This is a genomic window from Inquilinus limosus, assembly GCF_002195995.1.
GTDB lineage: Bacteria > Pseudomonadota > Alphaproteobacteria > DSM-16000 > Inquilinaceae > Inquilinus > Inquilinus limosus_C.
This window is the reverse complement of record NZ_NHON01000131.1, coordinates 1-12223: the sequence shown is the minus strand read 5'-3', so window position 1 is coordinate 12223 and position 12223 is coordinate 1. Positions and strand designations below refer to the sequence as shown.

Below are 12223 nucleotides of genomic sequence, written 5' to 3'. Positions count from 1 at the left end.
GGGTGAACTCCAGGTCGTCGGCAACGGCCGGGGCGGCCGAGACTGGCTGTCGGGGCTGGGGCCGGGTCCCGGCCGTTCGATCCCGACGAGACGGGCCGGCTGCGCCAGGCCGCGCGCTTCGCCGCGGCGCCGCTGTCGGCCCTGGCCTCGCGGGCCGGGCTGGCCGCCCTGCTGGAGGCCTATCTCGGCCGGCGCAGCGCCGCCCGGGTGCAGGCCGGCGCGCTGCGCCGCGGCGCCGGCGAGACCATCCGCGCCGTGCTGCTGTGCGCCGATCTGCGCGACTTCACCGCCCTGTCCGAGGAGACCGAGCCGGCCGAGGTGATCGCCACGCTGGATTCCTGGTTCGACCGCATCGCCGGGGCGGTGCACGCCTTCGGCGGCGAGGTGCTGAAGTTCATGGGCGACGGGCTGCTGGCGATCTTCCCGGTCACCGGATCACCTGTCGAGGCCGGCGCGGCCCGCGGGGCCTGCGACGCGGCGCTGCGCGCGGTCGCCGCCGCCCGCGCCGGCATGGCCCATCTCGACACCGCGCGCCAGGCCCAGGGACGGCCGCCCCTGCCCTTCGGCGCGGCGCTGCATCTGGGCGAGGTGCTGTGGGGCAATATCGGCGCCGCCGACCGGCTGGACTTCACCGCCATCGGCCCGGCGGTGAACCTGGTCAGCCGGCTGGAGGGGCTGTGCCGGCCTTTGGGCCGGGCGGTGCTGGTCTCCGGCGCGGTGGCCGCCGAAACCACGACGCCGCTGGTGCCGCTGGGCGAGCATCCGCTGCGCGGCATCGCCGCGCCCTGCGCCGTCTTCACCCTGCCGGATGGGTGAGCGGGCCGGCCGAACCCGCCAGCAGCTCCTCGCAGAGCTCCGCGATCACCAGCCAGGTCGCCACCCAGTGCCGCTCGCCGCCGGGCGCGCAGGTCTCGGCTTGGCGACGCGCCTCCTCCGGCGCGGCCTGACCGTGCCGACGCAGCAGCACCCGGGCGGACAGTTCCAGTTCGTGGGCGGTCAGATGGACCATGCGCGGTCGCGAAAATAGGGGTGACGTTATCCCTATCTATGAACATTAGATAAAATTGTCTACATCGAATCGGGCATCAAATCAAAATCGATTAGGAAATGCCGCCGACAGCACAGCGGAGGGGGATCCCGGCCGGGATCCCCCTCCGCTGCAATGATCGGACGTATCAGGCGGCCTTGCGCAGATGGCCGTCCTTGACCAGGACTTCGGCGATCTGGACCGCGTTCAGCGCCGCGCCCTTGCGCAGATTGTCGGCGACCACCCAGAAGGACAGGCCGTTCTCGACCGTGACGTCCTCGCGGATGCGGCTGACATAGACCAGGTCCTCGCCGGCGCATTCCACCGGGGTGACATAGCCCTCATCGGCGCGGTGGTCGACCACCGAGATCCCCGGCGCGCGCTTCAGCGCGGCGCGCGCCTCGTCGGCCGAGATCGGGTTCTCGCACTCGATGTTCACCATCTCGGAATGGCCGATGAAGACCGGCACCCGCACGCAATGGGCGACGACCTTGATGGCGGGGTCGAGGATCTTCTTGGTCTCGGCCATCATCTTCCACTCCTCCTTCGTCGACCCGTCATCCATGAAGACGTCGATATGCGGGATGACGTTGAAGGCGATCTGCTTGGTGAACTTCTCCTTCACGATCGGATCGTTCACGTAGACGGCGCGGGTCTGGTTGAACAGCTCGTCCATCGCCTCCTTGCCGCCGCCGGAGACGGACTGGTAGGTCGAGACCACGACGCGGCGGATCTTGGCCAGCGCGTGCAGCGGCTTCAGCGCCACCACCATCTGGATGGTGGAGCAGTTCGGGTTGGCGATGATGCCCTTCTTGCTGAACTGGGCGATCGCCTGCGGGTTGACCTCGGGCACCACCAGCGGCACGTCCGGGTCCATCCGGAACTGCGAGGTGTTGTCGATCACCACCGCCCCGGCCTTGGCCGCGCGCGGGCTGTGCACCGCCGAGACCTTGGCGCCCGGCGAGGACAGGACGATGTCGATGCCCTTGAAGTCGAACTTGGCGAGGTCCTGGACATCGAGGACATCATCCTCGCCGAAGGAGACCTGGCGGCCGACCGAGCGCTCCGACGCCAGCGCCACGACCTCGTCGACCGGGAACTCCCGCTCGGACAGGATGGAAAGCATCTCGCGACCGACATTGCCGGTGGCACCGATGACCGCGACCCGATAGCCCATGTCTGTAAATCCGGCTGTTCGATTGCTGCAGGGGACGCACTCGGTAGAATGTATGCCGATCCGCGCGCAAGGACACAGCCATGCGTAGAGTGCGCGGCGATCATGCCGTCAAGTGCCGGCTGACGGCTGGACACCGAGGAGGAAGCGCCATGGCCGACCGCCTGCCGAGCTATTCCGCCTTCTGGCCCCACTACCTGCGTGAGCATGCGCAATCGCGGACCCGGGCGCTGCACTTCCTCGGCACCAGCCTGGCGATCCTCTGCCTGGTGCTGCTGGTGGTCACGGGCAGCTGGTGGTGGCTCCTGGCGGCGCTGGCGTCAGGCTATCTCTTCGCCTGGATCGGCCATTTCTTCGTCGAGCACAACCGCCCGGCCACCTTCACCCACCCGCTGTGGTCGCTGCTGAGCGACTTCCGCATGTACGGGCTGTGGGTGACCGGCCGGCTGAAGGACGAGCTGCGCCGGGCGGGGGTGCAGTCTTAGGCGCCATCGTTCCAAGGCCCGATGGGACAGCCGCTCGCGACCCGAAACGGTCGTCCGATGCCCTCGCCACGGACACCACTGCACTCGCACACGGCATCGCGGTTGACAAAATGTCTGCTCCCTAACATTATTGTTAGGTGCCAGACAATCTTGACCATCCCGAGTGCGAGTCCGTGGGGACATGGGCGAAACGCTGTTACCTCGCCGGACGCGTTGCCATGGAGGCGAGCCTTCGCCCTTACGATCTGGGTGCCACGCAATGGTACGTGCTGCACCAGTTGGCCCGCGAGGGGCCGACGATGCAGCGCGAGCTGCTGCGCAGGCTTCAGGTCGAACGCGCGACGTTGAGCGCGATTGTAGGCACGCTGGTCCGCAAGGGCCTCATTGAACAGGTGCTGGATCATGTGGACCAGCGCCAGAAGCGGCTCCAGATGACGCCGGCCGGCACCAGGTTGTGGGATGAAATTCCCGATTTGAGCTTCATCCGCCAGATCGCGTTTGGCGGACTCGACGAGTCCGATCTCGCCGCGACGGTGAGGGTGCTCCGCAGCGCGACCGAGCGGCTCGAAGCGCTTTCAAGGAAAGAAAAAAGCACATGACTGTCTTGTTGACCGGCGCGACCGGCCTTGTAGGCACACGCCTTCTGCCGCGTCTCGTGGAAGCCGGGATGGACTGTCGCGCGCTCATCCGCCCTGGGAAAGAGGCCCCGGCAGGTGTGGCGGCCGTGACGGGCGACATCCTCGATCCGGCGTCGCTCGTCTCTGCGATGGCGGGGGTTTCGGCGATCATCCATCTCGCGTCGGTGTTCCGCTCCCATGACACTGATTTAATCTGGAAGAGCAATCTCGACGGCACGCGCGGCCTCATCGCTGCTGCGAAAGCGCATGCGCCCGAGGCGCGCTTCATCATGGCAAGCACCGGCCATGTCTATGACAGGGACAACCCGCACCCAGGCCGCGAGGACGACCCGGTCGATCCAGAGCTCGCATATCCGGCGAGCAAGGTGGCGGCGGAGAAGGAGTTGCGCGGAAGCGGACTCAACTGGGCAATCCTGCGGCTTCCCTTTGTCTACGGCGACAAGGACGGCCATCTGGAGTGGCTTCCCAAGCAAGTCGTCGCAGCCAAGTGGCATCCGGCTCAAAAGATGAGCACGATCCACCACCGCGATATTGCCACGGCCATGCAGCTTGCCTTGGGCGGCGCGATGGACGGACGTATCGTCAATATCGCCGACGAAGCCCCGACTTCCATCTATGAGCTCGCGGCGTTGGTGGGCGAGACTATGGAGTCGTCCGCCGAACCGCTCGCAAGCCCCTGGCATCTCCATATGGATGGTTCGCTTGCCCGCAGCCTTGGCTTCCAGCCGATCGTCAGGACCGTCTATCAGGCCGCGCAGGAAAAGCTGATGTGACGCGATTTCAGAAAATTTGCTGATCCGTATCCTACAGACGTTTGCAGACGGCAGCGGAATCCTAAGCCAAGAACGAAGGCTGTGTGAAAACGCTGCGCCGTCGTTCTTGCCGGCAATTCCGTTGCGGTGCGGGCCGCCATCCAGAATCTTTCATGCTGCGGTGGCAGCCGCTTCCGGTGGGAGATTGCGCTGCAGTCGCCGTCGGTTGCGTTTTCACACGCCCTGCGCCCTTTGCCAACATCGCGGCGCGCGACCGCCGCGAATGGAAAAGCCCGCCGCCAGTCTCCCGGCGGCGGGCTCGATCCGAGGGACGAAGGCTCAGAACCGGTACCGCAGCCCCAACGCCACGATGTCGACGCTGCTGCTGTTGTCGGCGTTGTAGGACACGTTCGTCTGCAGCGGCGTGCCGGTGTAGAAGTCGCGCTCGGCGTCCATCTTGCGGGCGTCGATGAAGATATGGGTGTAGGCGAAGTCGACCGACATGTTCTCCATGACGTCGTAGCTGAGGCCCGCCGACAGCCAGTAGCGGTCGCCGTCCGGCGTGCGGCTGGAGCGGAAGCCGGACTTGGTCGGCGTCGGGTCGTACTGGAAGCCGGCGCGCAACGTGAGATCGTCGTTCCAATAGTATTCGCCGCCGATCGAGACCCCGACCGTGTCCTGGTAGCGCTGCTCGTTCACCAAATCGTCGCCGCCATCGGCGCGCTTGACCCGGATCTCCTTGAACGAGGACCAGCCGTACCAGGTGACGCCGCCCAGCAGCGCGACCTGCGGCGTGATCTCCTGCCGGATGCCGAAGGACAGCATCGGCGGCAGGTTCAGCTTGGCCCGGCCGTCGGTGGCGAAATCGGCGGTCTGCGGCAGGCCCGGCAGCGGCGGGAAGCCGATGCCCTTCAGGCTGGCCCGCCCGTCCAGCATATGGTCGACGCCGGAGCGGAAATGGACGCCGAGACGGGTGCCCTCCACCGGCTGCACGATGGCGCCGATGTTGTAGCCGACCGCCCAGCTGTCGCCCTTGATCGACAGGTCGCCGTCATCGGCGAAGCTGGGCACCAGCTTGCCGACCGGGTTCGGCACCTTGCTCTCGAGCTTGGCCCAGGCATAGGAGATGTCGATGCCGCCGCCGATCGACAGCCAATCATTCACCCGATAGGCCACGGTGGGCGAGAAGTTGTAGACATTCAGCTCGGTCTTGGTGGCGTCGTAGCGGCCGAACCAGTTGCTGTTGTACTGGCTCTCCAGCCCGAACGGGGCGCCGAGGCCGAAGCCGACCCAGAGGCGGTTGTCGGTCGACGGCACCGGCACCGCGACATAGCCGTGCGGCACCAGGGTCGGGTCGTAGGGGTTGTTGCTCTTGCTCTCGCCGGAGATCGCGCCGGGCGGTGGGTTGAGGATGCCGAGCGGCGTGCGGAAGCCCGGATAATCGATGGTCGAGCCGTCGTCCTTCAGCCGGGAATCCGGCAACAGCAGGCTGCCGCCGACCTGGATCTCGCCCTGCTTCAGGAAGGTCATGCCGGCGGGGTTGGAGAACACGGTGCTGGCGTCGTCGGCCGCGGCCGCCCCGCCGGCGAAGGCCCGGCCCAGGCCGGTCACGCTCTGCTCCTGGATGAAGAATCCGGCGGCGCTCGCCGATCCGGCCCCGAGCCCCGCCGCGGCGGACAGTGCCGCCACCCCCAATGCCAGACGCGAAACGGTCCCGATGATCCCCTGCTTCATCTCGACATGTCCCCCCCGGTCGTCGACCGACATGTTGCGCAACGTTGCGTTTGTAACATCACGTCACGCCCAAGACAGCAGCGCCGTCAAGCACTGTTCAAGGTCTCGATGAGATTGAATCCCTGGGGCAGGTCAAACCCCAGCCGGACGCTACGTCAACCCGCTGCAGAAAATGGTGGCCGGAAGAACAGTCGGCGTTTCTCCACGCCGGCAGCCGGGGCGAATCGCGTAAAATTGATTCGGTTCTGCGCGGAGACTGGCAAACGCCAGACAAAAAGGGCGGAGCCGACGGCCCCGCCCTTGCTGCACCGCACAAATACCTGAGAAATGATTACCGCGAGCGGGCCGCCATCGCTTCGAGGATGGCCGTGCCCATGTCGCCGGTCGACACCACCTGGACGGCGCCGGTGCCGGCGATATCGGCGGTGCGGATGCCGCGGTCGAGCACGTCGGACACCGCACCCTCGATCAGGTCGGCCTCGGCGCCGAGGTCGAAGCTGTAGCGCAGCATCATGCCGAAGCTGAGCAGCGTGGCGATCGGGTTGGCCTTGCCCTGGCCGGCGATGTCCGGGGCCGAGCCGTGCACCGGCTCGTACAGCGCCTTGCGGCGGCCGGTGGCGTCGGGGGCCCCGAGCGAGGCCGAGGGCAGCATGCCCAGGGACCCGGTCAGCATCGCCGCCTCGTCCGACAGCATGTCGCCGAACAGGTTGTCGGTGACGATGACGTCGAACTGCTTGGGATTGCGCACCAGCTGCATGGCGCAGTTGTCGGCCAGCATGTGGCTGAGTTCGACGTCCGAGTACTGCTCCTGGTGCAGCTTCGTCACCTCCTCGCGCCACAGCCGGCCCGATTCCATGACGTTCATCTTCTCGACCGAGCACAGCCGGTTGCCGCGCTTGCGCGCCAGCTCGAACGCCACGGCGGCGACGCGGCGGATCTCCGACGTCGTGTAGACCTGGGTGTTGATGCCGCGGCGCTCGCCATTGCCGAGGTCGGTGATGCCGCGCGGCTCGCCGAAATAGACGCCGCCGGTCAGCTCGCGCACGATCAGGATGTCCAGCCCCTCGACAATCTCGCGCTTCAGCGACGAGGCGTCGGCCAGGGCCGGATAGACCAGCGCCGGGCGGAGATTGGCGAACAGCTCCAGGTCCTTGCGCAGGCGCAGCAGGCCCGCTTCCGGCCGGATCGAGAAGTCGACGCCGTCCCATTTCGGCCCGCCGACCGCGCCCAGCAGCACGGCGTCGACCGCCAGCGCCTTTTCCATGGTCGCGTCGGTGACCGGCACGCCGTTGGCGTCGATCGAGCAGCCGCCGACCAGCTGCTCGTCGATGTCGAAGCCGACGGCGCGATGGCTGCCCAGCCACTCGGCGGCGCGCTTGACCTCGCCCATCACCTCCGGGCCGATGCCGTCACCGGCCAGGACGAGGAGCTTCTTGTTGGCAGCCATGGAAAACGACCTTCAGCGGGGTTTGAGGAAGATGGGACGAAGCGGCTCTATGCGGCCAGCCAGGGCTGGGCCGTCTTGCGCTTGGCCTCGAAGCTGTCGATCTCGCTCGTCTGCTGCAGCGTCAGGCCGATGTCGTCGAGGCCGTTGATCAGGCAGTGCTTGCGGAACGGGTCGAGGTCGAAGCGGATCTTCTGGCCGTCCGGCCGGGTGATCTCCTGCGCCTCCAGGTCGACCGTGACGGTCGAGTTGGCGCCGTTCTCGGCGTCCTTCATCAAGAGGTCGACCTGCTCCTGCGGCAGGGCGATCGGCAGGATGCCGTTCTTGAAGCAGTTGTTGTAGAAGATGTCGGCGAAGCTGGGCGCGATGACGCAGCGGATGCCGAAATCCAAGAGCGCCCAGGGCGCGTGCTCGCGCGACGAGCCGCAGCCGAAATTGTCGCCGGCGACCAGCACCTGCGCCTTCTGATAGGCCGGCCGGTCGAGCACGAAATCCTTCGGGTTGCCCTGCTCGTCGGTGCGCAGCTCGTAGAACAGGCCGGCGGCAAGGCCGGTGCGCTTGATCGTCTTCAGGAACTGCTTCGGGATGATCATGTCGGTGTCGACATTGACGATCGGCAGCGGCGCTGCGACGGCGGTGAGCGTGGTGAAGGGCTGCATGGCGGCGGCTGTGCTCAAAGGGGAGGACGGGCCAGTCATGCCACAGCCGGCCGCCGGCCCAAAGCGCGGAATCGTCACCATCCCCGCGGTGCAATTTGAGAGAGGCGCCGGATTTCGCGGACGGTGCCAGCCCCCTCCCCCCGCCGCAAGCGGCGGGCCCCTCCCTCTCCCCGAGGAGAGGGGAATGGAGCTGTGCCCCCTATACCTCTCCTTGGGGAGAGGTCGAAATCGCGCCAGCGATTTCGGGTGAGGGGGTGGCTCCGCCCCATCTAGCTCAAGCAGCCTCCCCCTTCGGCAGGGCGAAGAGCAGGCCGAGGACGGCCAGGGTCGCCATCCCGCCATAGCCGGCCGCCGCGGCGAAGGCATGGGCATAGGCCACGGCCTCGCCGAGCCCGGCGGCGCGGGCGCCGTCCAGCACCGCGGCGAACAGGATCCCGGCCAGGGCCACGCCGAAGGCGCCGCCGACCTGCTGCACGGTGCTGAGCATGCCGGAGGCCGAGCCGATATGGCCGTCGCGGATGCCGCCCAGCACGGTGTTCAGCAGCGGCGTCATCAGGAGGCCCTGGCCGGTGCCCAGAAGCAGCAGCGCCGGGATCAGCGCCTCCGCCTGCAGCGGTGCGGCGACGAGGGCCGTGGCGGCGGCGACGAACTCGCCCAGCGCCGCGATCGCGGCCCCGGCCATCAGCACCGCGCGGCGATGCCCCGGCGCCACCCGGCCGGCGGCGATCGAGGCGATCATGAACGACACCGCGGCCGGGGAGAACACTAGCCCCGCCGCCAGCGCCGACCGGCCGAGCCCGAGCTGCGCCAGGAAGGCATAGGCCAGGTAGACCGAGTTCATGGTCGAGTAGAACACCAGCACCAGCAGCACCCCGGCGGCGAAGGCGCGGTCGCGGAACAGCGCCGTCTGCAGCAGCGGCGAGGTGCCGCGGCGCGACCGGCCGTGCTGGTGCCAGCCGAACAGCGCCAGCACCGGCAGCGCGGCGGCAAGCATGGCCAGCGACCAGGCCGGCCAGCCGGCCTCGCGCCCCTCGATCAGCGGGTACAGCAGCAGGCCGAGGCCGAGCGCGCTGAGGGCCACGCCCACCAAGTCCAGCCGCTGGCCGGGCACCACCTGGTCGGCCGGGATCAGCCGCGGCGCCGCGATGGCCGCCACGAGGCCGATCGGGATGTTGACCAGGAAGATCGGCCGCCAGCCGAGGCCCCAGAGGTCCGCGGCCACCAGGATGCCGCCCAGCACCTGCCCGGCCACCGCGGCCAGCCCCAGCACCACGCCGAGCGCGGCGAAGGCCTTGGCGCAGTCCTGCGGGTCCGGGAAGGTGACCCGGATCAGCGAGAACACCTGCGGGAACAGCAGCGCCGCCGCGACGCCCTGCAGCAGCCGGGCCAGGATCAGCGTCTCGGCCGACTGCGCCAAGCCGCACAGCGCCGAAGTCAGGGCAAAACCGATGAGGCCGGCAACGAACATCCGCCGCCGCCCCTGCAGGTCGCCCAGGCGTCCGCCGGTGATCAGCGCCACCGCATAGGCCAGGCTGTAGCCGGCCACCACCAGCTCGGCCTCGGCGTAGCTGGCACCGAGGCCAAGGCGGATGCTCGGAATCGCCACGTTGACGATCATCACGTCCATCACGGTCATGAACGGCCCGGCCAGCATCACGGCGAGGCCGAGCCAGGGACGCGCCACGGTCGGCCGCCGGGCGGCCCCGGCGGCGCAGGTCACATCGGTCATGCGGGATCTCCATCGGGGCGGATCCGTCCGCCCGAGACAGAGAATGGGAGGCGCCCTATAATAGGAAAAGATAAGTTCTTATCCTATTAGTGGCAGCAATAGCCTATGGCCGTCACCAGCCTGGAACGCACCGCGGACCGCCGCGCCTTGTCCGACTTCGTGCGCGACCGCCGCGCCCGCACCGCGCCGGACGAGGTCGGCCTGCCCGCCGGATCCCGCCGCCGCACCCCGGGGCTGCGGCGCGAGGAGGTGGCGCAGCTCGCCGGGGTCGGCGTCACCTGGTACACCTGGTTCGAGCAGGGCCGCGCCATCCAGGTCTCCGCCGATTTCCTCGAGCGGGTGTGCCGGGCGCTGCGGCTGGACCCGGCCGAGCGGTCGCATCTCTACGCCCTGGCGCAGCACCGGCCGCCGCCGCATGCCGCGCCCGGCCCGCGGACGGTGTCGCCGATCCTGCAGGCGCTGTTGGACAGCCTGCCGAACCCCGCCTACATCAAGACCGCGCGCTGGGACATCGTCGCCTGGAACGCAGCCAACAGCGATCTCTTCGGCGACTACGCCCTGATCCAGCCGGCCGAGCGCAACAGCCTGTGGATGATGTTCACCGACCCGCGCTGGCGCCGGATGATCCCGGACTGGGAGGGCGCCGCCCGCCGCGTCCTGGCCAAGTTCCGGCTGGACCACGGCCGGGCCGGCGGCGACCCGGCCTTCACCGAGCTGGTCGAGACGCTGCAGGCCGCCAGCCCGGAGTTCCGCCGCTGGTGGCCCGGCCAGGACGTGTCGGAGCGCAGCGAGGGCATCAAGCGCATCCGCCACGACACGCTGGGCCTGCTGGAATTCGCCCACGCCACCTTCGTGGTCGAGGGCGCGCCGGACTTGCGGATGGTGACCTACACGCCGGTGCCGCGGGGATAACGACTACGAGAGACCGGCCGAGCAACCCCTTCCGTCATTGCGAGCGCAGCGAAGCAATCCAGGGCCGTTTGGCGTGGCCCCTGGATTGCTTCGTCGGCTTCGCCTCCTCGCAATGACGGTATGGAAGTGGCCGGCGCCGCCTTACTGCAGCTGCGTCCGCAGCGTGTCCTCTACCGCCCGGTCGAAGCTGTCGGTCGAGGCCGCGGCGCTCTGCTTCGACTGCTCGGCGATATAGGCGTCGCGCTTCCCGACCAGCTCCGCCATCTGCGCCGCCAGCGCCGCGCGCTCGGTCCGCTGCCGCTCGACATAGGCCTGGCGCTCGGCGGCGGACTTGCCCTTCAGCACCTCCGGCAGCTCGTCCTCCGGCACTGCCGACAGCGACGTCGCGCCGGCGGCGATGTCGGCCACCAGGTCGCCGGCGCCCGTCACCACCTCGCTGCGGCCAGCGCGCTTGTTGTAGAAGATCGAGTTCTCGGCCTGCACCGAGGCGGGGGCCGCCGCGCGCTGCTCGATCTTGCCCTGCACGCTGTCCTGCTGCCGGGCGGAGCCATAGGGGATCACCGTGGCATCGATCCGGCGCTGCAGCAGGATGATGTCGCCGTCGAAGGGCGTCTCGATCACCACCATCTGGCCGCCATCCTGCGGGATCGGAATATAGCGGCCGGCGCCCTGCCGGGCGATGTCCTGCCAGATCTGCCGCGTGTCGCCGGCATCCCCCGCCTGCACCGCATTGACCACGATGCCGTCGCGGCGGGCGGCGGCCACCACCTCCGGGTATTGCGGGGCGTTGGCGTAGTCCATATGCGGCGGCGCGTCACCGACCACGAAGACGATCTTCCGCGTCGCCTGGTCCCGGCTCCAGCGCAGCTTGTGCACCGAGGCGTGCAGCGCCTCGTTCACCGATTCCGGCCAGTCGCCGCCGCCATCGGCGCGCAGCTGCAGCAGGTCGCCGTACAGGCCCTGGATGTCGGTGGTCAGGTCGTAGGTCCGGGCGACATAGTCGTCACCGCGGTCGCGGTAGATCACCAACGCCATCCGGATCTCGGCCTTCGGGTTGGTCTCGACGATGCTGGTGGCGATCGACCAGATCTTGCGCTTGGCGCCGTCGATCAGCCCCGCCATCGACCCGGTGGTGTCGAGCACGAAGGCGACCTCGACCCGCGGCCGGTCCTGGCCGGTTCCCTGGCCCTGGGCGGCCCAGGCCGGCGTCGCCAGCGCCGTCCCCAGCAACAGGGTGCAGGCGATCAGACGCTTGAACATCTCACTCTCCCCTGGATCCCCGGCCCCACGGCCGGTCTCGCCGCCGGTATCGGCCGGCCGCGCGTCGTTTCCGGGGCGGAACGAAGCCCGTCCCTCCGCAATCCGGCCATTCTCCTGTGCCATCCGGCCGGTGGGGACGGGCCCTGCCGCAATTTGACCGCAAGCGGCGGAGTGCCGGCCGGAACCGCGGGCGCCATCCTGCTGTCATCACAGCGACCAGGAGGCCCGACCGATGCCCCGCACCGCCCTTCGCCCCGACGACGCCCTGCCCACCGCCCCCCTGCCGGCGGCGGAGTGCCGGCCGGAACCGCGGGCGCCATCCTGCTGTCATCACAGCGACCAGGAGGCCCGACCGATGCCCCGCACCGCCCTTCGCCCCGACGACGCCCTGCCCACCGCCCCCCTGCCG

The 12223-nt window shown here is 68.7% G+C and carries 12 protein-coding genes; 5 read left to right on the top strand and 7 right to left on the bottom strand.

Features of this window, described 5'->3' with window-relative positions; genetic code table 11:
* Nucleotides 1-207: 207 nt before the first annotated feature.
* Nucleotides 208-816 carry an adenylate/guanylate cyclase domain-containing protein gene (locus BWR60_RS33295; RefSeq protein ID WP_218823798.1) on the top strand — a complete coding sequence of 203 codons (609 nt, stop codon included), beginning with the start codon at nt 208-210 and terminating at the stop codon, nt 814-816.
* Here the strand turns inward: BWR60_RS33295 and BWR60_RS33290 are convergent.
* Complete coding sequence (locus tag BWR60_RS33290) at nt 797-1009, bottom strand: hypothetical protein (protein WP_088157173.1); 213 nt, start codon at nt 1007-1009, stop codon at nt 797-799. The two genes, BWR60_RS33295 and BWR60_RS33290, sit on opposite strands and share 20 nt — an antisense overlap.
* 166 nt (nt 1010-1175) lie before the next feature.
* The gene (locus BWR60_RS33285; protein WP_088157171.1) at nt 1176-2204 is read right to left on the bottom strand and encodes an aspartate-semialdehyde dehydrogenase; all 1029 of its coding nucleotides are present in this window, start codon (nt 2202-2204) and stop codon (nt 1176-1178) included.
* A gap of 149 nt (nt 2205-2353) precedes the next feature.
* On the opposite strand from BWR60_RS33285, the gene BWR60_RS33280 reads away from it, so the two are divergent.
* The 3 genes from BWR60_RS33280 to BWR60_RS33270 all read left to right on the top strand — a co-directional run bounded on the left by BWR60_RS33280 (nt 2354) and on the right by BWR60_RS33270 (nt 4097).
* Entirely contained in the window at nt 2354-2686 is a 333-nt protein-coding gene (locus BWR60_RS33280) for a DUF962 domain-containing protein (protein WP_088157169.1), read from the top strand.
* A 218-nt stretch (nt 2687-2904) separates the two neighbouring features.
* Nucleotides 2905-3285 (top strand): MarR family winged helix-turn-helix transcriptional regulator, encoded by a 381-nt coding sequence (locus BWR60_RS33275; protein WP_088157167.1) that lies wholly within the window; start codon nt 2905-2907, stop codon nt 3283-3285.
* Nucleotides 3282-4097: an NAD-dependent epimerase/dehydratase family protein gene (locus BWR60_RS33270; protein ID WP_088157165.1), complete on the top strand. Its 816-nt coding sequence runs from the start codon at nt 3282-3284 to the stop codon at nt 4095-4097. The genes BWR60_RS33275 and BWR60_RS33270 overlap by 4 nt, the downstream gene beginning before the upstream one ends.
* Before the next feature lie 318 nt (nt 4098-4415).
* Here BWR60_RS33270 and BWR60_RS33265 read toward each other — a convergent pair whose 3' ends face one another.
* The 4 genes from BWR60_RS33265 to BWR60_RS33250 form a co-directional block, all read right to left on the bottom strand.
* On the bottom strand, nt 4416-5810 hold the full coding sequence (locus BWR60_RS33265; RefSeq protein WP_179222054.1) for an OmpP1/FadL family transporter: 1395 nt from the start codon (nt 5808-5810) through the stop codon (nt 4416-4418).
* A gap of 331 nt (nt 5811-6141) precedes the next feature.
* Complete coding sequence (gene leuB / locus BWR60_RS33260; protein ID WP_088157161.1) at nt 6142-7257, bottom strand: 3-isopropylmalate dehydrogenase; 1116 nt, start codon at nt 7255-7257, stop codon at nt 6142-6144.
* 47 nt (nt 7258-7304) lie between these two features.
* Nucleotides 7305-7913 carry a 3-isopropylmalate dehydratase small subunit gene (gene leuD, locus BWR60_RS33255; RefSeq protein ID WP_088157159.1) on the bottom strand — a complete coding sequence of 203 codons (609 nt, stop codon included), beginning with the start codon at nt 7911-7913 and terminating at the stop codon, nt 7305-7307.
* A 274-nt stretch (nt 7914-8187) separates the two neighbouring features.
* On the bottom strand, nt 8188-9642 hold the full coding sequence (locus tag BWR60_RS33250) for an MFS transporter (RefSeq protein ID WP_088157157.1): 1455 nt from the start codon (nt 9640-9642) through the stop codon (nt 8188-8190).
* A gap of 105 nt (nt 9643-9747) precedes the next feature.
* Here BWR60_RS33250 and BWR60_RS33245 point away from each other — a divergent pair, with 105 nt between their 5' ends.
* A complete protein-coding gene (locus tag BWR60_RS33245) occupies nt 9748-10554 on the top strand; it encodes a helix-turn-helix transcriptional regulator (protein ID WP_088157155.1) in 807 nt (268 codons plus the stop codon).
* A 141-nt stretch (nt 10555-10695) separates the two neighbouring features.
* Here the strand turns inward: BWR60_RS33245 and BWR60_RS33240 are convergent, their stop codons facing one another.
* Nucleotides 10696-11814: a vWA domain-containing protein gene (locus BWR60_RS33240; RefSeq protein WP_088157153.1), complete on the bottom strand. Its 1119-nt coding sequence runs from the start codon at nt 11812-11814 to the stop codon at nt 10696-10698.
* Between the last annotated feature and the right edge of the window lie 409 nt (nt 11815-12223).